The sequence below is a fragment of the Clostridium neonatale genome, assembly GCF_001458595.1.
Taxonomy (GTDB): Bacteria; Bacillota; Clostridia; order Clostridiales; family Clostridiaceae; genus Clostridium; species Clostridium neonatale.
In genome coordinates, this window is the sequence record NZ_LN890328.1 from 1514114 (window position 1) to 1535388 (window position 21275).

A 21275-nucleotide genomic window follows, 5' to 3' on the forward strand; every position below is an offset into this window, starting at 1 on the left:
CTTATATGTTGTTACTTTCCCAGTTTTATCCACCTTTGATAATACTCTCTCTACTTAACCATTTTCTAATGCCTCTTCAATTGTTTCTGCTAACTCTTTATCATTATCTACTGCTTTTAATATTCTATTTTTTCCTGTTATCCAATCATCAGACATTTGTAAATTATCTTTAGTATTTCCTAATTTCGAACTTCTAAATTTTGCTTCATCAATTACATACTTTATATTTGAATCAGGATTCATATTCTCATATAATCCATCAATCCCCTTTACAATTTTATCATTTGGACCTTTTGGTGCTTCTCTTCCAACTGATTTTAAATCATATCCTGCATCTTTTAAACTTTGGTTATTAATAAGATTATCATCTGCTATATGCTCACCATAATTACCTTTTTGTTTTGTCGTAGCACTATCTAAATCTAGATCATCAAATTTAGTTTTCCCACCACCTTTAGCATCATCAACGATCTTAGAAATAGCATCCTGAATCTTAGTTGATTCTTCTTTCACAGGAACTGTCATTCCATCTGGTGCTTGTGCTAATTTTACTGGTGCAAATACATCATCAAGCTTCTTGGCAATATTCATAAGGACAGATTCATTCTTGCTTAATACTTTATTAACTGCATTTTTTACATACTTAGATGCACTCTTTAAAGCTGTTCCTGCTGTTGCTGCAATAGCAACTGCCGATACTGTAACAACCGCTACTACAGCTAGTCCTGCAATAACTCCTTTAGCTAGTTTCCCCCAGCTAAATCCATTCTCTTCTTTTTTTCCTCTTTTTTCACTAGCTCAGGCTTTTTACCTGCCCTTGGTTCATAATCAAATGGTACATATGTTTCTCTATAGCTTCCATTCTTTATTACATCACCCCCTAAAAAGTGCATATCAGTTTCTATTGAAAATCCATTACTGCTTTTTGACTTTAATACAGATACTTTACTTTCTCCCTTAACTGTAACAGTCTTGGGTCTTTTTATTACTATTTCATTATCTGCATTAAGTGTTAATTTTTTAGGACTTGTTAATGTTACACCCTTTTTATCATCAAAGCTTATACTAAGTGGCTCTTTACTTCCACCAGTTATATTTATTGCTCCTGGTGTCATTTCTAATTAAAAATAGGCAAGATTTCATTTGATTAATTCATCTTACCTATTATGTTAATTTATTTACTATATTTTATTTCAACAAGATAGTACTCCCTGTATTTCAGCCATAATTGTTATATGAACTTCATAATTTACTTTTCTTAGATTATCAACATTTTCTTTTCCACCTAAACTTAGTAAAGGTTCATATCCAAAACACTCATTATACGCTGGTTCCCCATACTTCTCGACAGCTTCAAAATATGGATTCCATTGCAATTCTTCTTTACAATCTTCATCAAAGAAAAAGTCCCATTCTATTTCTCTATCTACCCATAATCCCTTTATTCGTTGATGTCTATAATCTGCAATTACAAAACTGCCTCTATTGTTACATGTAATAATATCTCCCATACCAGTTACAAAAATAGGAATATCACCAAATGGCATAATATATGTTTCTTCTAATAATTCTTGAACATCATCCGGATTTATTATCTTTAGATAACCATTAAATGTTGTGCCAAATCCATACTTTTTCCATATCTCTACAACATCGTCCCCAACTTTGTCTCTATATTTGTTAATTATATCTTCACTTACTTTTTCATATAATTTAAAATCACTAAATACTTTCTTCATATCATCATTCATATCATTTTCCTCCACATGATAATTTAATATTTAAATAGATTTTTTCTAAATCTTTTTCTGATAAATTATTATCCTTAATATATTTTCTTACTTGCTTTTCAATATCATCTGCTCTTGATTTCCATTGAGATCCTATCGAATAATTTATTCTCTTATCTCCCATTCCAGTTACATTTAGAGGATTACCACCAGCAATTTGGTCTGGATCATGTAAAGCAGCTTGAGTTTTCATCCATTCATCAGCTTTTTCTTTAGCTTCTTTACGTGTTAATCCTTGATCTTTATATTCTTTGATTTTTCTATTTAGTGCATCGTCTCTCACTAACTTTTGCTGAGTATTTCCTTTCGGATCTCTCCCACTAGGATTTTTCTTTCCTGCCTGCTTTTGTTCTTTTAGTCTAATTAAATTCAGGAACGTCTATTGCATTATTCATTCGTTTAGGTTCTAATTTTGACGTATTTTTAACATCCTTAAATTCCTTACCAAATCTCTTCAAGGCATCATCAACATTACCTAAATTACTTCCAAGTACCACTGTTTTAGGTCCATTTTGCATATTCTTAAATGCCATTTTCGCAAATTTAGCATTTTCTGATAATGCGTATGATATTTTATTTGTTGCTTTCTTAACATATGGAGATGCACCCTTTATAGCCTTTCCACCATAATGGAATAATCCTCCTGTAGCTGCTCCAATACTTGCATCTTGAGCAACTGTCCACCAATTAACATCTTCTCCATTAAGCTTTTGTCTTATAACACTTTCAAATGCATTACTTATTCCACCTAATGCCATTTTTCCACCTAAACCTGATGTTTCCCATTGGGCCAAATATTGCTCCTGACAGTGCTCCTACAAAAGACTCCCTGGCTGCTGTTCCCATATAATCCGTTATGTCAGTTTTTTATCCGAATAAGCAATGCTTCCAACTGCTGCTACTCCTCCAATTGCCCCCCATAAGTATTCCACCTATAGCTAGTGCCGCAAATCCTGCAGTTGCTGCTACAGCTAATCCTGCTAAAACATTTTTTGCAAGTTATCCCTAGATGATTCTTTTTTCTCTTATTTACACAGCAGACCTTTTTATTATCGAATATTAAAAATCCTTATATAGTAAAATAGCAAGTAATCAAAAATGATTATCTGCTATTTTTATATTTATTAATATTATTTTTTAAGATAATACTCCTTGCACTTCACACATAATAGTTATATGAACCTCATAATTTACCTTCTTTAAATTTTCAATACGTTCTTTTCCACCTAAACTCAATAAAGACTCATACCCAAAACATTCATCATACTCTGGCTCACCATATTTCTTTATTGCTTCAAAATATGGATTCCAGTGCAAGTATTCTTCATGAAAATCTTCATCTAAAATAATATATTTTTCCTTTTATCAAAATAAAAAAGATCTTAGCGAAGAATATATCTTCACTAAAACCTTACTTAGTAAATTTGCTAAGCTTCACTCTAATGTGCATTAAATAATACTAAACCAAAATTATATTAATCCTCTGGTACAAACAATCCATTAATAAAGTCATTGAAATTTTTTGCAACTAAACTCATATACTTATACGAAGGAACATACTCATCTTCATTAAATTCTTCCATATCTAGACTCCAATAATAAATTGAGCCTATATTATTTCCTTTAATACAAATACATATTTTATTTTCCATAGGATCAGCTCCTATTGCCAAGAAATCCGAGTGAATTAGTCCTTCCATATTAAATTCTTTATAAATATTAACCAAATTAGGTTCCTTTTCTGCAGATAATGGAAATAATAACATTAACGACGATGTATGAATTTCATCTGCTGTCTGAAATCTTCTGATATTTGGTTTTCCACCATTGCTTTCTAGTAAAAATTTCTTATAATCTTCTGGTAAAACAATGTTATATTTTAACTCGAACTCCCTTATTTTTTCTGTATTTGTTGGCTTAAAACTATATTCAAAACTTATGCTCATACAACCTCTCCTTCATTTAATTAAATTTATTAAATGATTTAATTAAACTAGACATCCTGAATTATATTTTCCTATATCCAACAATACCATTTTTAAGGTTTTCCCCTCCACCAACAATTATAAATTTATTTACCATTTAAATTTCTAACATTGTCCTGAACTCATTTCTTCTATATGTTATTTTAGTTAAACAATTCATTAATACGATTAAATCCACCTTCTTCTATAATATAAATACTCATGTAAGAGCATAAATTAATAACTTAATTCTTTGATATATATTCATTAAGCAATTCCTTTGAATACTTATCTTTCGGAATATAGTTAAATTTTGTATAAGCCCAAACAATCTCTCGTAATGAAGGTATCATTTCTTTGAAAATATTCTCATTATATGAAAACTCTACACTAAATTTACCTTCTTCGCTTACATTCCAATACATTTGTACCCAATTTTTTTGATTATTTTTTATAAAACAATCATATATTTTTATCATGATATCATTCGCTTCTATTAATAAATCATCAAAGATTTCTTCAGATACATTGTATTTATCTGGAATGTCAAAAGCTCTTTGAATAAAATTATTATCATCAACAAAATAAAATGTAATATTATAAGTCGATTTATTTTTTTCTACTTCTCCTAAAAAAAATATTTTTTTCCATCCAGTTGGTATCATAGATACTATGTGATTTACTAATTCATTATATAATCTATCTAACTCTTTTTCCATAATTCGTCTCCTATCAATTATCTATAATTTTTATGGTTTTCTTTCCATCAATCCAATATTTAACTATATATCTTGTTGGCCTTGATGAACCGTTAAATTGAGGAACAATATCAACCTTAACTGTACTTTTATTTGCTTTAGCTTTTGCCCACTCCCTTTCCATATTATACCACTCACCACTGCTACGATTAATTTTTGCATCTTGAGGTAATAAGTTATCAATATCCCCAGATCCTTTAAATTGATTTCCAAATAAATGACCACCATCATCCGTTGGTAATCTGTCTTTCCCACCAACTTTTCTTTGTGCATAAGGATTTCTTTTCCCTTTTCCAATAGCTAAATTATCTGTATGAGCATGTACAATATTACCACTAGCATCTGTCTCATATGTATAGCCATTTGAATCAGTATATTCAATCTCAGGTTTCAATTCTTTTCTGCCATTTTTTCCTTTAGTAAATTGTTCTCCATAATTGACTTTAGTTTTCCCCCCACCACCTTTATCATCATCAATTAAGTCTTCATTAAGCGATTTGTCCCCTGCACCACTGTTAGAATTACTCATATTATAAATAGAGCCACCTGCAATAGCTATAGACGCTGCTTCTTTAACTCCTACAATGGCCTCGCCTGAATATGATAACACAGGAACAACCATATTAGTGTTTGCTATTTGCATATTTCCTATTGAAATTCCACCCATTCCTTTTTGGGATATATTTCCAATCGATTTTATGCCATTAGCGATTGTTGCCACATTTAGAACATATTCTCCATACTCATATGCATTCTTATAAGGTGCTAAATCTTTAAAGAATTGATGTACATAATTTGATGCATTGTTTAACATCTGACTAGTTTGATCAGCTGATATTTGATAACTAGTATTATTACGTGTAAAAGGAAGATATTTTGATGCTTCATTCAATAAGCTCACTGTTCCCAAAAAAGTTTGAGCTGTCCAATCTGCTGCTGAACAAAGTTCTGTCTTCACCATATCGGTAGCACCAGTCACCGCTCCACGAAATCCTGACTTAACAACCTCTAAATAATCAACTTCTTTATTAGCTGACTTTTGAGAATCAATACTATTCTTTGCTCCATTATAAGCTCCTACAGCTGCACTCGCTGCTATTGCTCCTAATGCTATTGCAGCTACTGTTGCTGTTGCTCCAAATGTAAATATTGATGCAACTATTGCTACTGTTGCAACTGCAGCAAGCGCAAGTTTTCCCCAGCTGAATCCCTTTTTCTTTTCTTTTGGTTTTTCAGGCCCAGGCTTCTTACCTGCCTCTGGCTCATCATCAAAATCTTCATATGATTCACTTGAGCTTCCATTTTTTATTACCTTCTCAGATAAAAAGTGTAAATCTGTTTCTAATGAGAAACCACTTTCTGTATTTGTTTTTTGGGCATTTATCTGACTTACACCATTTATTTTAACATTTTTAGGTGTCTTCATTATTATCTCAGAATCTGCACTTAAATTTAGTTTCTTGGGACTTGTTATTGTTATTCCTACATTATCATCAATACTTATGCTTATTGGTGATTTACTTCCACCTTTTATGTTTAGTGCACTTGGTGTCATCTCAACTTCGCTGCCATGCTCTGTTCCAAAGTATCTTTTAGTTGTATCTGCTGTCTTCTCACAGCTACTTCCATTATTTCTTACACATCCCGATACTAATGGTTCATTACATGTTTCATCTGAAAAATATAACTTTGCACTTGTTCCAACTATAGGCATACTATACATAGTATTTCCTGTTGGTGGTGCATACTTAAACCATGCTGCTTCACTTTCACCTTGATCTTTGTCAATATCAAGTTTAAGCTTCACTTCTTCTCCTTGAGTAGCTAATACTTTTCCCTCAATAGAAGCTCCAGATATTAGCGAATTATATATTTTAGTCTGCCATACTCCATTTTTTCTGCAAAGCTTGTACTTATATATTATTTCATCTTGATATTTACAAGCTACATATTCTGTTACATATACATCCTTCTGCTTGAAATAAATATTATCTCCTAACTCATATCTTTCTCTGCTATTTATTTCATAATAAATTTTAATAATTGTTTCTACCTCGTAGTTACTCTCTACTAGAAAGTTCTTATAACCTACTACCTAGAATCGTCGTAGATTGCCATTGAATTCAACTCCCTAAATTCATATAGACTTATTTAAAAATCCTACTTATATCTGGATTATTCTTTTTCAATTTAAAACTTTGAATCTTTGTTAATGGTGGTATAAACTTAATATTCTTTGCTTTAAATTAAGATTTTTTAATTCTTCTCTATTTTCTAAAATTCTATGTCCATCATCGTCAAAGAAAATCATTAATGCAGTTCCTAAGTCACAATTGCTATTATTTATTATATTATAGGGAATCTCAAAACCATTACCACAGTTATAATTTCCTGCTATTATATGCAATAACTCAAAATCTGTTATATCTTTAATATCATCCATAGTATCTTTTTTATTTTGGCTGTATAAAAGTTTATATACATAACAATAATCCCTAAATGTCGCATCATTATAGCTTTTTTAAATTTTATACATCTTTTAATATTTGCTTCTTATAATTAAATAGTTACTAAATTATCATAAGTTACTGAAATGGACTATCATAAAGCCATCCTAAATATGGTTCTCCAACATAAACCATATCCTTCTTGCTAAAATTATAAATCAATGCTACACATTTAGTTGCTACAAAATAAGGAAGAATTTCTTTCCAGCATTTAAAGATTACATTTCCTTTTTGATTTAACAACTCTTTTAATTCTTTACCATCATCTTCCGTCAATACTATATTAAAAAGCTTCTTTCCTTTAGCTTCTACCAAAAGATAATCTTTATCATTTTGTATGACATATGCTCCTCCTTTCATATATAAATCCATTACTACAATTTCCCTATATAGAAGTTTTAACATATCTGTATCTAGAATTAACTGAGATTCATCTCCTAAATTAATTATAGCTCCTTTATTTTCTGTCCTTAATATACTCCTAATTATACTTATTGCATCAATTTCAATAATATTATTAATATCTAAATATTGCTTAGCTTCAGTTAGTACCTCTTTACTAGTAGCTATTACTGTATATTCATTTTTATTCAACATAACTTTAACCGGTGACTTTTCAGAATTACATGCACAATAATATATAATTGCTTCCCTTGACAACATTTGTAATAAATTCTGTAAGGATTCATGTTTTTTACTTATTTCTATAATTCTATTTCTAACATTATCATTATACATTTTTATACCTCACCTTTATAATTTCAATTAACAGTAAAGTAAACTTTTATAAGCTTAATATATTTTTATCTTCAAATATTCTATCCGCCTCATTCTTTTTTATCCATTTATGATATACTGAACGTTCTATGAATTCCATATTTAACTTAGATCCCACTTCATTGTTGCTAGTATAAATCAATATACTAGCATCTTTTTCTGCTATAACTTGAAACTTATATCCTTTATAAAAGCAATTAGTCTGTATATAGTATATCTCTCCAACATCCTTTCTTTCTATAATTTTACATCCTATCTTACTTTCATCCGATTTCAGTTTAATAATTTTATTCTTTTTGTCATAATCAATAACTTCATACTGCTTTCCCATATATAATGTATATTTACCTAATAACATAACTAATTCCTCTCAATTTATTTTATTTTTACGAACTTACCATCTACATACTTGGCAATTAATTCTTCAATTCCTGTTTCACTATTTACCCTGTACAATTCCGCACCTTCATTAGGCTTCAGATATTGCATTGTATATTCAGGAATAATATTATCATTCATGTCCTTAGTAAATCCATGCCCTGTAAATGGATCTGGTGATGTATCAAATCCACCAGCTGGTGCTTTCGCACCTACTCGCTCCATAGTTGGTCCATATGGTATATCTATTTTGTCTACCGAATCAGTTTTAAATCTTATTACACCATAATCCTTATCTACCCCTACGTTAAATGGAGTATTTTCATACCCTAACGCTAGCCCATCATAAACCTCTTGTAATTTACTTAACTCTTTAGTATCTTGAGCTTTAGTTATAAATCCACCTACTGTATTCCATGGATCATCATCTTTTATATAATTATCTATTTTTCCACCATCAATTACTTTTTGTAATGTTGTATCACTGTTAGGCGCTGGAACTTGTTCTCTTATCTTCATCATAATTTTTCTTTGTTCATCAGTGAGCTCAGAGGCACTTTTCATTCTCATTGAATTAAATTCGTTCAAAGTAATTTTCTCATTTTTTAATATAGTTGATAACTCATCCTGGGATGAATTCATTTTACTTATCTTGCTTTTTGAAAAATTATTTTTCCCACCACCTTTAGCATCATCAACGATCTTAGAAATGGCATCCTGAATCTTAGTTGATTCTTCTTTCACAGGAACTGTCATTCCATCTGGTGTTTGTGCTAATTTTACTGGTGCAAATACATCATCAAGCTTCTTGGCAATATTCATAAGGACAGATTCATTCTTGCTTAATACTTTATTAACTGCATTTTTTACATACTTAGATGCACTCTTTAAAGCCTTTCCTGCTCCATGCAATAATCCTGCTGTTGCTGCACCTATAGCCCCATCAAACAATGTCTGACCTAGACTAAATTCACCTTCAATAGCTTGATTAAGTAAACTATCAGCCATTCCGGTAATACCACCAAAGGCCATCATTCCACCTAAACTTTCAAATGCTCCAAACGGGCCAAATATGGCTCCAGATACTGCTCCAACCAGTGCATTTTTTATATATGTGCCTAAGCTACTTTTCTCCCCACTTATTGCATCACCGACTGCTGTACTAAGTACTGATATTGCTGCTCCAACTGCTGCTCCAACTAATACTGCTCCTACTCCAAATGTAGCTACTGAAACTGCAACTGCTGCTACTGCCACTACAGCAACAAGTAAGCTCCCCCAGCTGAATCCCTTTTTCTTTTCTTTTGGTTTTTCAGGCCCAGGCTTCTTACCTGCCTCTGGCTCATCATCAAAATCTTCATATGATTCACTTGAGCTTCCATTTTTTATTACCTTCTCAGATAAAAAGTGTAAATCTGTTTCTAATGAGAAACCACTTTCTGTATTTGTTTTTTGGGCATTTATCTGACTTACACCATTAATTTTAACATTTTTAGGTGTCTTCATTATTATCTCAGAATCTGCACTTAAATTTAGTTTCTTGGGACTTGTTATTGTTATTCCTACATTATCATCAATGCTTATGCTTATTGGTGATTTACTTCCACCCTTTATGTTTAGTGCACTTGGTGTCATCTCAACTTCGCTGCCATGCTCTGTTCCAAAGTATCTTTTAGTTGTATCTGCTGTCTTCTCACAGCTACGTCCATTATTTCTTACACATCCCGATACTAATGGTTCATTACATGTTTCATCTGAAAAATATAACTTTGCACTTGTTCCAACTATAGGCATACTATACATAGTATTTCCTGTTGGTGGTGCATACTTAAACCATGCTGCTTCACTTTCACCTTGATCTTTGTCAATATCAAGGTGAAGCTTCACTTCTTCTCCTTGAGTAGCTAATACTTTTCCCTCAATAGAAGCTCCAGATATTAGCGAATTATATATTTTAGTCTGCCATACTCCATTTTTTCTGCAAAGCTTGTACTTATATATTATTTCATCTTGATATTTACAAGCTACATATTCTGTTACATATACATCCTTCTGCTTGAAATAAATATTATCTCCAAGATTATATCTTTCTCTCGTATCTATTTCATAATAGAAATAATCTGTATCATGATAGCCTTCATCATATCCACCTGCCTTATAAAATGCTTTTAAATCCTTACAGGCTTTATATTGTATATTATCTTTTATTTCATAAGTTTTTCCTTTGCTTCTTCCAAAATAAAACAGATTATTTATGCTAATTATATCACAATATATTTCCGAATTTAACTCACTACATATTCTCTTTAAAAAATTCCAGTCTGTTTCTTTATATTGAAAAATAGGCTTGTTTATCTTTTGACTACATCCAACACTTTGAATAAATCCTTTTTCACTATAATTCTTTAAAACAGATGATATAAGTTCATCATATGTCATATTAATATTTTGAAATGATCTACTTTTTTCTTTTATATCAAGCTCTGAGGTTTTTGATATTCCCTCTATTTCTACATAATAGTTTCCATTCTCATTAGTTGTTTTTATGGCCTTTGTTAATCCATTAAATAATACTGCACTTTTACTTTCATTTACTTTATTAATATCTACTTCTTTATCATTACTTTTGCTTTCTTTTTCTTCATAAACTGTTATCTCATCTTTAGTTGAAGCTTCTATAGAATACTTAAAATTAATACTTTCATCTATTAAACACTTTAAATATAATCTTCCATGTTCATTAGGTCTATTTATAATTTTAATATCTTCTACATGCAATAATTTGTAAGGACTTTTGATCCTTAATGCATGAACTTCACCCATTAAAGTTGCTCCTCCTTTATAATCTTCATTTATTATTTATTCACTTACGATTCTAGTAAATAATTTACTATCTTACTCTTCCTGTCCTGTAGTAACAAAAGTTATTTTTCCACCATATTTACATACTAAATATGAATCTGTTGTTAGTGCTGCTTCACCTCTAACTAATGTCTCTTCTTTTGCTTTCATCCACTCTTTTAATATTTCTACTTGACATTTTTTGCCTATAGCATTATTACCATTCATATCTATTACGGCAACATCTCCATCTCCTGCTGGGCAATCACCTGAACATACACCAAAATACTTTATGTTTTTGCCTACTACATTATCCTTCTTATTCATCATAGGTTTTTCAGTTGCATATGACCCATGGCTATTAGGAAGGTTTATATGTCTTTCGTTACTTCCTTTATTGCATACCATCTTAGCTCCACGCACAATATAATATTTTTCATCAGACATCAAAATCACCTCATTTATCGGACTTCTAATCTTTCTAAACATATTCCCTTTGGCTTTCTTCTAAGTATACTTTCAGCAACATCTAATCTAACTACGACTAAATTTTTGCTGATTTCCTTTATCCTAAATATCTTTTTTTCTTGAATTTTTTCTTTATCCAGAACTATCTTTTTGTATATAGTTTTATTAGCTCCTAATTCTGATTTTTCATTAAGAGCTTCAATATCCTCCAATATCGGAAGATAATAATTTTCCTGTCTGTTTCTCTTAGCATCTATAAGTGGAAGAGTTTTTATAATCATTTCTGGGTCATATTTAAAAATTACATTTATGAGCTTTTCTGAAATTAAAAATATCTGCTTGTCCAATATATCTATATATTCACATCTTTCTTCTGCATCTACTTGAAATATGACAACATCATCAATTTTATGAGAATTTTCTCTATTTATATTCTTTACATTGACCTTATAAAATATATCTCTAAGCCTTGGAGTGTTAGTATATCTTTCATCTTGTTTTAATAAAAAATAATCCATAAATTTCTCCTATCTAAGGTTAATTATCTTCAATTTCTTTTCTATTTTCTTCATATATTATTTCTGTCTCATCCATAAATTCGCCAACAAGTATTTTCAAGTTACTGCTTTTTTTCATTTCCTTATATGAAGGTAAATTTATGAACTGTTCTTTAACCATATCTTTTAAAAACTCAGCACATAAAATATGATATTTATCAGCTTCATCCAAAATAATATATTCTATATCCATTTCTGTTATAGTTCTGCCGTACTCCATTTTTTTATTCTTTAATAGTGATTCAAGTTCAAATAAAGTACTGTACAAAAAATCCAGCTCAATATTTACTGAAGATTCTTCCTTATCTAAAAACCAGTTTTCATCATAAAAATCAATTCTAAACTCTCCTCTTCCTTCAAGGATACTTGTCCTTAATAATGAAAAATAGATATAATTAACTTCACCTTTTAAATTCTTTTTCTGCATGTCTATGCACTTCTTACATATAAAATCAAAATTCTGTCTTAATTTAAAATCAATTTCCTCTTTATTATCTCTATAAAATTCATCATTTTTAATAAACTCATTAACCCAGATATCATCAACATACTTCTTTTTGAATTCTTGTAATACTTCTTCTTTATTAGGATACTTAATCATAATTATTCAATCTTAACCTTTCCACCACTCATTGTTACATCATCTTTTATACTTAGGTTTGCTGAGTTTTGAGTTAAATCAACGCCTGATTCACCTTTTATTAATACCTTTGCTTTTCCGTTTATTTCTATATCATCTTGAGCATCTAATATTATTTTCTTATCACTTATTATTTCTATTCCTCCATCATCAGTCATCTTAACCATCATGCCACTTCCACCAATTATATTAACTGAACCAGGCTCCATAATAAGTTGCTTCCCATACTTAGTTCCAATGCTTTTTACAGATGGATCACTTCTCTTTTCAGTATCCCTGCTTTTTAAATTAACAGAACTTATAGCATAGGCACTTTTTTCTACATTGTCTGGGAAATATAATCTTATTGCATCACCTTTTTCTGGCATACAGTACCATCCTGTTCCATCCTCTGATGAATATACTGTTGAGTATGGGAACCATCTTGCAGTACTTGAATCTTGTTTTCCATCTACTTCTAAATTAACCTTTACAACATCATTCTTTGTGTCTAATATTGTTCCGCTAAGAGAAAGTCCCACAATTTGATTATTGTAAATTCGCCTTATCTTCATTCCCTTTTCATCTCTTAGACTATATTTATTGGAAAAAATGCTATCATGCATTTCGATTTCAGTTTCATATACATAAAGATTTCTTCCCTTAAAAGTAACAGAATCACATAAATCTAACATTTTATTAGTAATTACTTCATAAGTTATTAAATTTATATCATCTAACCCACTTACGCCATTTCCCCCTTTTATTTTGTATTCCTCAATTCCTTTTTTTATTGAATAATTGAATTCTTCTAATGAATATGCCTTAAGCATTCCTGTCTTTCCTATTGAATACTTTATATCTTCTAATTGACATTCAGGAACTACCCATGAATTAAAATACGATGCTAATCTTTTAATAAATTCCCAATCAGTTTCTTTATATTGAACAACAAAAGTGTCAATCTTTGATGTTTCTGTTATATTATCTACAATACTGATATTTTTGTAGCTGGAGTTTACAGTATTTATGATATTTCTATATGTGCTGCTTTCATTTTGGAATGTACGATTTTTCTTATTAATATCCATTAAAAACGTTTGACTTAATCCTTGTATTTCTAATGTTTTTATGTCATTACTTGAATTAATACTTATATTGATAATAATTCCTTGAAATAAATCTTTAACATTATTTTTATCATCTTTTAGAGAAACTTTTATAAAACTCTTATCATTTGCTCCTTCAACATATTTATCGCCTTTTACTGAATCAATTATTCCTTTAACATAAAGTTCTGCATGTTCATTTATCTTGCGTTCTATTCTTAAATCTGTTATTTTCACAAATTCATAATTTGATATTATAATGTCTCCATATGTATAAACATAATCATAAGCCATTGTTTATCATCCCCTTAAACTTTTTTACCATATCTTTTATAATAAAATTACTCTTCTCTAATTACTCTTACTCTCTTTAATACTTCAAAAATAACATCTCTCCACTCTTTATACTCTCCATAACGACAGCTAAAAGTCCCCATGATTGTTTTTTCTTCAAATTCTAGAAAGAACATAAAATTATATAAGAAATCATCTATAGCTGAACTTTTAAATTCAAAATATCCAATGTTTTTTTCATTTGCTTCAAGTATTCCATCTTCATAAAAAACATTAGCTGGATTTGTTTTTTTTATTATCATAATCATTCCATCTTTAAGCTCACACACTTTATCCTCTGTTAAAGGACTGTCAATAATATTTAAAGTAAATGTAATGCTTCCGTCTTCATTGCATTTAATTATCTCAGGCCTACCTTCAGATGGATATTTAAGCTTTCTTGCTTCTAAAGGCATGTCCTTAAAATCCTTAGGAATATATAATAGAACTCTTTCTTCATAAAATTTCATTTGTTCAAACTCATAATATCTATTGCTTATTTTTATAGGTCCTGCTGTGATATCTTTTTTTTGTTTTTTCTTTTCAGCCTCATTTAGAAAATCCAATATTTTTTCGTCAATATTTTTATTCATAAATAACCCTCCTTATCCATTTTTAAAATTACCTATATATATTTATTTTATAATTTTCCATATATATTTTCTATTTTTTCTCCCTAATGGTATTTTTTCTACTGAACGGTAATTTATGTGCATTGAATTCAACTCCTTTATCTCCTAGAAATTCTATGAATGATTTTATATCTCCAACATAACTTTCTATTGTTTTAGGACTTTTACCATCTTCAATTAGACTTATCTTAAAATCTTCTATTACTTGACACATTGTTATTACTCCTCTCAATTTTCTTAAATAGAAAAGAGTTAATGCTTCCTTGATTAGAAACATTAACTCTGCTATCAGATTTATAATATATATTTATCATTTATTTTAAATTCAGTTGATTTATCCATTATTTACAGCTTTTCAATTTGAATAGTATTCTTCTTCACATTTTATGAAATCGCTGTTTTTATCTGTCTTATCGTTGCTTTTTGATATGTTTATATTGATTGAAGTATTGTATTTTTTAATTATCTATTCAATTTTATTATTTATTGATTGATTATTTATTATAGTTTCTTCATTGAGTATTACTTTAGTTCTTATTTGATTAGTTATTATTTCTATTACTCAATTATTTATTATTAATTCTTTATTCTTGTTAGTTATTATTTATCTTTTCTTCAACTTCTTCTATTTTTATTGAAATAGATTTTTTATCTATTTCAATTCTTATTTTTCTTTAGGTTCTTGTTCTCCCTATCCCTCCGTCGCTCTTTCCAAGTCCCGAGTTCCTATTTCAAAGTTCCATTATTTATCTGTTTTATCTTTTCAATTCTTTTTATTTTTGAGTGGAATTGATTTTTCTACTACATAATTTATTGTTGTTTTTGCCCCTCGATTTCAAATGAAATTAAGAACATTAGAATTTCCTTGCCTTTCAGCTTACAGTTGTTTTTACTCCTACTTATCTTGGCTTTTTTAATATTTCAGTAAATGAAAAAAAGATTAATGCTCCAATTATTAAACATTAATCTTTTTAACTTCTTTCACTACATTATTTAGATTATGCAGTCTTTATTTTTATTTCCTTGATTGATTTAACTACATTTTAGAACTATTATTTTTTATGCAGTTAATTGTAATATTTTTTGCAGTAAGTATCATACCTTGAATATATTTTTTATATTTTTTCCCCTGTTAATAAAGAAATTGTTTCTTCCCCTAAATCTGTAACAATATTTACTTTATTATTTTCAATAGAATACTCATTAATCACATCAGTAAAATATCTCCAATGCTTATTACCTTCTAATGAGAAACACATAATCTCTAATTCAAAAATAGCTACTATTTTATTTGAATTAACCCATGATGCAAATTCATAAAATAATGAATCTGCACTAATTATTTTATTTTCATTATTACTAATATCTATTATATGAACTTCTTTATTAAATCCAATTAATAGTTTATCATCCACATATTTACACTCTGGTTCTAATCCATGTCCCTCTGTAATAACTCCAACTGTAAATCTTACTCCTTCACTTAAATTAACTTGAAAGATATATCCCCCACCTTCTACTTCACTATTTTCACCTAATAATAATTGATTCGAATCAAACTTTCGTAAATATTCTATCATTTCTGACTTACTTTCTACATTGAATTTTAAAATTTCCATACTCCCCTCCATCATTGTTTCACAAAACTTTTCCAATCTGATTTAAATATTTCAACTGTTATTAATCTATCTCCATCCCATACAGATTGCATCTTTGCAACACCATTTGGTCCTGTTAATAACGATTCCTTCATAATTCGTCCGTTCTCTTGAAGAATTCCATTAGTTGTATTATTAAAAGATTAATGCTCCATTACTGAAACATTAACCTTTTTAACTTCTTTCACTGCATTATTAATATTATGATATGAGATAAATTGACTAAATCTATTAGTCTCCTTAGTTCCTTGTAATATATATTTTATGCATTCAAATTAGTATTATTTTGAATCTATTTATACACTTAATAGAATATATTATTCTATTACAAACTTTCTTAAAAAATCCTCTAACACTCTTTTCGTTGCATTGCCTGTAATATTAATCTTTTTTTCCACTTCTATTACAATTTGTGGATTCTTCTTAATAAATGAATGTCCTAATTCATTGTCAAATGCTCTTAATGCATCTATACACATTTCAAATAATTCTTCATCATCAATAAGAATCAACTTACATATTATATTCAACTCTTCCTCAATCACTTGGTTATCAAGGCAATATACTAGTTTCTTTTGCCAATCTAAATCTTTCTTTAATACTTCATTCGATAATTCTTGCCAATCATCATTAGAAAATTGATTCAAAATATCTTGTGCAATAGAAAATCCATCATCATACCATGAATCAACTGTTGTTTCCTCTAATAATAATTCATCTAATTCATTATACATTTAATCACCTCTTAATTTATTTAAAACCCTGATGGTTTTGGTGCATTAACCTTTCCAGTTGGATATCCAGATATTACATTATCACCAATTTTTATAACATCAATTTCTACACCATCAATAATTTGTCTATGCCATGTAGCTCCATCCCTTTGCCTAACTGAAATAGCAGGAGATTCACCAACATTTTTTATACTATCTATAATTTTTGAATCATTCCATGAATCAGGAAATACAGTGCTTTTCTTAATTTTTGATATATTTCCATCTTGCAAATCCTTTATAAATTTTACATTTTTAGTACTATCTGGATTTATTGATAACTCTTCAACAGAAAAATTACTATTATTGTTATTGATACTTGAAGAATGTCCACCAATAACCTCATTTTTAGTAGGTGATTTACGTTGTCCTTCTAAAATCTTCTTTTCCATCTCACTACTGATTTTAGTGTTATGGTTACCTACCCCCTTAATTGCTTCACTACCACCCTTGACATCGACTCTATATACCTATATTTATTCAGCAGTTTTCATCTTATCTAAAAAAATCAACACTGCTCTAAGCCATTTTTCAATCGCTTTAAATTTTACCATATTATGTTTGTATTTACTATTTTATCTCGCCAGTTTCTTTAACTTCTGGCATTACATATTCAGTCTTATTCTTTAACATCCCATAGATTATATTAATCAGTCTTCTTGATATTAAAATTAATGCTTGTGGCTTACTTTTTCCCCTCTTAAGCTGTTTCTGAAAATAAGCATAAAAACTTGAATTACGTGGCGTTCCTTTTGATGATACCTGTACCATCTGTATTGCAAGAAAATAAATAATAGCCTGTAGCTTTCTATTTCCCTGTCTTGATGGCTTATCTGTTCCTTTTCCTGCTGATGAAAAACATACTGGTGCTATTCCTGCAAACTTTGCGAGCTTATCTGCATTAGGGAATCTTTGAATATTACCTATCTCCGATAATAAATTTGCAACTGTAATATCATTTACTCCTGGAATAGTATTTAATGTACACTTAAATTCTGGCAGAAACTCGCTAATGACTTTTTCTGTTTCTGCTATCTGCTCATTATAATGCCTTACATCTTTAACCAGACTCACAGTCATATCATCACAAATTTTCTGATACTTTCCATCAGTATTACCATCAGCTTTTACTGCATCAATTATCTTTTTGCATGTATTTAAAGAACACCGATTATGACTCACTGGTATAAGTTCTTTTGCTAATTCTTCAGCCATTGCACCCTCAAGATACTTTGGTGAAGGATAATGCTCCCAGAAATATAATGCAGTTGGTCTGCCAATATCCGAAAAGAACTGCTTATAGCTCGGATAAGAAACACATATACGTTCATGCAGTTGGTTCTTTAAGCGAACCTGATGAGTTTTTAAATTTGCACGTCTGTTTACCAGCTGACTTAATGTCCAGTATTTATCTTCTGGAATAGCATCTGGAAGTTTGTCCAGTTCATTTATGGCAACTTTTGCTACGCACTCAGCATCATAACTGTCATTCTTTTTATACTGTACAACACTTTTTCTATATGCATATGATAATGCTGGATTAACATCTTTTACAATATATCCTTTTTTAATAAGCCATACTGCAAGTGCTCTACCATATCCATAAGCATTTTCAAGTGCATATACTGCCTGCTTATTATTACTATATTTTTTTACTTTGTTTACTAACTTTGAAAATTCAGATGGCTTGTTAATAAACGTAATCTCTCCAAGTTTTTTATTCATATAATCCATTATAACAGCTGTATGCTGTTCTTTATGAAGGTCTAAGCCAACATAAATATATTCTTCTTTTTTTATCATATTTTCTCCTCCTAAATTCTTTAATTTAAAAATACAGGCAACCTCAACTATTAAACCAGTATCATCGAATTACACACAATGCAACGAGTCGGCAAGGGTGGCACAGCCAATCTATCTCATCATTATAGGATTTAGGACATTCCTGCAGAATGCAGGAATACTTTGAAGACTTACGAATTGCTTCAAAGATTGTGTGTGATGTTAACTCTGAATATTCTATTATTCAAGTAATTTTTTAGGATACTTTATCCTATATTTTTAGTATACAGATTTTAGGTTTTATGGCTTATAATATCAATCTGATAGTATAATATGTAACTCAAAGGCTTAGCTGACTTCTCATTTTTCCGCATATTCCAACTTACCTGCCAAATAACAGAATGTCAGATAGTAATTTTTCTCTTAAATTGAAGTATGCTTGTCAAGTGTTTTTTTAAAAAAATAATCAAGATTAATATAAAAAATATATCATCTTGATTATTAATTCCTATATCATATTATTTTCTTCATAGCCTTTAACTTTTCTATAAAAAGTAGATGGTTTTAAATTCATCTGCTTCATAAATTCTGTTGCTGTAATTTCTTCATTTTTCCACTTCTCATAAAAAATATTAAATTTAGCTTTATCAATATTAATGGGCTTACGACCTTTATATTTTCCCTGTTCTTTTGCTATTGCTTCCTTCTGTCTTTGCAGTATATATTCTCTCTCAAGCTGTGCAACTGCACCAAAGATTGTAAGCATAAACTGTCCTGCTGGCGTGTCAGTATCTATACTTTCTTTTTTACTTATAAATGCTATCCCTTTATCTTTTAATATTTCCACTATTTCAAGTAGGTCTTTTGTATTTCTTGCAAGCCTGCTTATACTTTCAACCACAACCGTATCACCTTCTCTTATGAAATCAAACATTTCTTTAAGCTTTTCTCTGTCACTTATGTTTTTTCCACTTACTTTGTCTATATAAACTTTCTCTACTTCTAATTCCTTCATTAGAACTTCCTGCCTTGCAGTATTTTGTTCAGCCGTTGATACTCTTACATATCCTACTCGCATTACTACCCCTCCTCACATGATTTTTACTAAAAGAAACATAATCAAAATAACTGTTTATTATTTCTATTCCTTTAGAGCCATTTTATATTTTGATATATACCCAAATATAAAATATAAGCCATATGAAAGCATAATATAATACAATAAAGCCTTTCACACAGGCACACCCTAAAGAAAGCCTATATGAAGCCATGTACCCCATTTGTAACAATATAAAATCGACAATACAAAATATATAAAACTATTATCCTCTAGACATCGTTTAAATGCATATCCTTGTTCTTTGCTAAATATTGTACTAGCTTAACCTTTTCTTCTAGATATCCACCTTCTGAATTATTGAGAATCTCAACAATATATGATAATTTCTCCACACTTAACTTTTTTATGTTAAAATCCCAAGTCCACTTAACAAATACTTTCAAAAACTCTAACTCATCTTTCAGTTCTGAAATTTCATATTCTTTATGACATGGATACTTACGTATTCGTTTTAATGCATCATACATAATCATATCATCTGCCCATCTTTCATACCTAGCTACCACCAAAGCATTTCTTACATGCTTTACATCTTGTATAGTTCCATTTAAAATTTTATTGATTTTATCATACCCAATCTTATCTCTAATGCTATCGCTGGCACGTTTCAATATTAAGTTACAGTTTTTAGGACTTCTCCCTGTATTTTTTACCCATACCTTAACAGGTGACTTATAATACATCTCAATTTCTTCCTTCTGCTTAAAATTTCCATCATACCAACAAAAGCTTTCAATGTATTGCTCCAAATCAACTAATGCATCATATCTCAATTTCGTTTCGTCACTATTGTCTCTTTTAGCCAAGTCTCCATAAGCATTACGTAACTCTCTAAATATGGTCTCCATCAATAATACCTCCTTCTTAAAAACTTCAAAAAATGTTTCCTAAAAAATGATGAAGCTTTTTGTTAAACCTTTTTTGAATTCCTCTTAATATACTTTCATCTCTAAATCCATAAGTAAAAGATCTATAAAATGAAAAATTACTCCTAAAAATAGAAATTTACTTCTTAACTGATTACTCATATGAAATAAATAGTGAAATATTATATTTCAAAATTAACTTCACAATACCCCATTAATGATTACTTTTTTGTAATATCACATACTAGCTCGATATTCCAAACATTTCAACTTAAAATTTATTTTTTACCAAAGAAAAAAAACACAGCTTAAACAAACTGTGCCTCTTCTTTACTAATTAGTC

26 protein-coding genes are annotated in these 21275 nt (G+C 29.6%); all 26 read right to left on the reverse strand.

Translation table 11 applies throughout. The features are described 5' to 3' along the window. Window positions 1-54: 54 nt before the first annotated feature. Window positions 55-591 (reverse strand): hypothetical protein, encoded by a 537-nt coding sequence (locus BN2920_RS22150; RefSeq protein WP_242868377.1) that lies wholly within the window; start codon window positions 589-591, stop codon window positions 55-57. A gap of 152 nt (window positions 592-743) precedes the next feature. Then, window positions 744-1115, reverse strand: a complete 372-nt coding sequence (locus tag BN2920_RS13755; RefSeq protein WP_058295565.1) for a hypothetical protein — start codon at window positions 1113-1115, stop codon at window positions 744-746. Between the two features lie 78 nt (window positions 1116-1193). Next, window positions 1194-1751 (reverse strand): T6SS immunity protein Tdi1 domain-containing protein, encoded by a 558-nt coding sequence (locus tag BN2920_RS13760; RefSeq protein ID WP_058295566.1) that lies wholly within the window; start codon window positions 1749-1751, stop codon window positions 1194-1196. Between the two features lies 1 nt (window position 1752). Next, a complete protein-coding gene (locus BN2920_RS13765; protein ID WP_083498801.1) occupies window positions 1753-2163 on the reverse strand; it encodes a polymorphic toxin type 15 domain-containing protein in 411 nt (136 codons plus the stop codon). Continuing rightward, a complete protein-coding gene (locus BN2920_RS13770; RefSeq protein ID WP_058295568.1) occupies window positions 2150-2584 on the reverse strand; it encodes a hypothetical protein in 435 nt (144 codons plus the stop codon). Before BN2920_RS13770 ends, BN2920_RS13765 begins: the two co-directional genes overlap by 14 nt. A gap of 343 nt (window positions 2585-2927) precedes the next feature. Continuing rightward, window positions 2928-3140 carry a T6SS immunity protein Tdi1 domain-containing protein gene (locus BN2920_RS13775; RefSeq protein WP_083498803.1) on the reverse strand — a complete coding sequence of 71 codons (213 nt, stop codon included), beginning with the start codon at window positions 3138-3140 and terminating at the stop codon, window positions 2928-2930. Window positions 3141-3265: 125 nt separating this feature from the next. Further along, window positions 3266-3736, reverse strand: coding sequence for an SMI1/KNR4 family protein (locus BN2920_RS13780; protein WP_058295570.1), 471 nt, complete (start codon window positions 3734-3736; stop codon window positions 3266-3268). A gap of 263 nt (window positions 3737-3999) precedes the next feature. Beyond that, complete coding sequence (locus BN2920_RS13785; protein ID WP_058295571.1) at window positions 4000-4473, reverse strand: immunity protein YezG family protein; 474 nt, start codon at window positions 4471-4473, stop codon at window positions 4000-4002. Window positions 4474-4486: 13 nt separating this feature from the next. Continuing rightward, on the reverse strand, window positions 4487-6319 hold the full coding sequence (locus BN2920_RS21065) for a DNA/RNA non-specific endonuclease (protein ID WP_083498805.1): 1833 nt from the start codon (window positions 6317-6319) through the stop codon (window positions 4487-4489). Window positions 6320-6721: 402 nt separating this feature from the next. After that, entirely contained in the window at window positions 6722-6955 is a 234-nt protein-coding gene (locus BN2920_RS13795) for a DUF4274 domain-containing protein (protein WP_083498807.1), read from the reverse strand. Between the two features lie 142 nt (window positions 6956-7097). Continuing rightward, complete coding sequence (locus tag BN2920_RS13800; RefSeq protein ID WP_058295572.1) at window positions 7098-7757, reverse strand: hypothetical protein; 660 nt, start codon at window positions 7755-7757, stop codon at window positions 7098-7100. Between the two features lie 46 nt (window positions 7758-7803). Continuing rightward, window positions 7804-8154 carry a hypothetical protein gene (locus BN2920_RS13805; protein ID WP_058295573.1) on the reverse strand — a complete coding sequence of 117 codons (351 nt, stop codon included), beginning with the start codon at window positions 8152-8154 and terminating at the stop codon, window positions 7804-7806. A 17-nt stretch (window positions 8155-8171) separates the two neighbouring features. Then, a complete protein-coding gene (locus BN2920_RS22540; RefSeq protein ID WP_338132748.1) occupies window positions 8172-10997 on the reverse strand; it encodes a hypothetical protein in 2826 nt (941 codons plus the stop codon). Between the two features lie 72 nt (window positions 10998-11069). After that, a complete protein-coding gene (locus BN2920_RS13815; protein WP_276325919.1) occupies window positions 11070-11504 on the reverse strand; it encodes a DUF4280 domain-containing protein in 435 nt (144 codons plus the stop codon). Beyond that, a complete protein-coding gene (locus tag BN2920_RS13820) occupies window positions 11477-12001 on the reverse strand; it encodes an imm11 family protein (protein ID WP_058295575.1) in 525 nt (174 codons plus the stop codon). The genes BN2920_RS13815 and BN2920_RS13820 overlap by 28 nt, the downstream gene beginning before the upstream one ends. A 19-nt stretch (window positions 12002-12020) precedes the next feature. Continuing rightward, window positions 12021-12641, reverse strand: coding sequence for a hypothetical protein (locus tag BN2920_RS13825; protein WP_058295576.1), 621 nt, complete (start codon window positions 12639-12641; stop codon window positions 12021-12023). Window positions 12642-12643: 2 nt separating this feature from the next. After that, window positions 12644-14062 carry a phage tail protein gene (locus BN2920_RS13830; RefSeq protein WP_058295577.1) on the reverse strand — a complete coding sequence of 473 codons (1419 nt, stop codon included), beginning with the start codon at window positions 14060-14062 and terminating at the stop codon, window positions 12644-12646. A 47-nt stretch (window positions 14063-14109) separates the two neighbouring features. Then, window positions 14110-14694 carry a hypothetical protein gene (locus BN2920_RS13835; protein WP_058295578.1) on the reverse strand — a complete coding sequence of 195 codons (585 nt, stop codon included), beginning with the start codon at window positions 14692-14694 and terminating at the stop codon, window positions 14110-14112. A gap of 70 nt (window positions 14695-14764) precedes the next feature. Then, entirely contained in the window at window positions 14765-14947 is a 183-nt protein-coding gene (locus tag BN2920_RS13840) for a site-specific integrase (protein ID WP_058295579.1), read from the reverse strand. A 901-nt stretch (window positions 14948-15848) separates the two neighbouring features. Next, the gene (locus BN2920_RS13845) at window positions 15849-16352 is read right to left on the reverse strand and encodes a hypothetical protein (protein ID WP_058295580.1); all 504 of its coding nucleotides are present in this window, start codon (window positions 16350-16352) and stop codon (window positions 15849-15851) included. A gap of 11 nt (window positions 16353-16363) precedes the next feature. Next, on the reverse strand, window positions 16364-16486 hold the full coding sequence (locus BN2920_RS22400) for a hypothetical protein (protein ID WP_268259205.1): 123 nt from the start codon (window positions 16484-16486) through the stop codon (window positions 16364-16366). A gap of 222 nt (window positions 16487-16708) precedes the next feature. Further along, on the reverse strand, window positions 16709-17125 hold the full coding sequence (locus tag BN2920_RS13850; RefSeq protein WP_058295581.1) for a hypothetical protein: 417 nt from the start codon (window positions 17123-17125) through the stop codon (window positions 16709-16711). Window positions 17126-17145: 20 nt separating this feature from the next. Then, the gene (locus BN2920_RS13855) at window positions 17146-17556 is read right to left on the reverse strand and encodes an EndoU domain-containing protein (RefSeq protein WP_058295582.1); all 411 of its coding nucleotides are present in this window, start codon (window positions 17554-17556) and stop codon (window positions 17146-17148) included. A 178-nt stretch (window positions 17557-17734) separates the two neighbouring features. Beyond that, window positions 17735-18967, reverse strand: coding sequence for an IS110 family RNA-guided transposase (locus tag BN2920_RS13860; RefSeq protein WP_058295583.1), 1233 nt, complete (start codon window positions 18965-18967; stop codon window positions 17735-17737). Window positions 18968-19454: 487 nt separating this feature from the next. Next, the gene (locus tag BN2920_RS13865) at window positions 19455-20024 is read right to left on the reverse strand and encodes a recombinase family protein (RefSeq protein WP_058295584.1); all 570 of its coding nucleotides are present in this window, start codon (window positions 20022-20024) and stop codon (window positions 19455-19457) included. A 251-nt stretch (window positions 20025-20275) separates the two neighbouring features. Then, window positions 20276-20914, reverse strand: a complete 639-nt coding sequence (locus BN2920_RS13870; protein WP_058295585.1) for a hypothetical protein — start codon at window positions 20912-20914, stop codon at window positions 20276-20278. Window positions 20915-21275 lie beyond the last annotated feature (361 nt).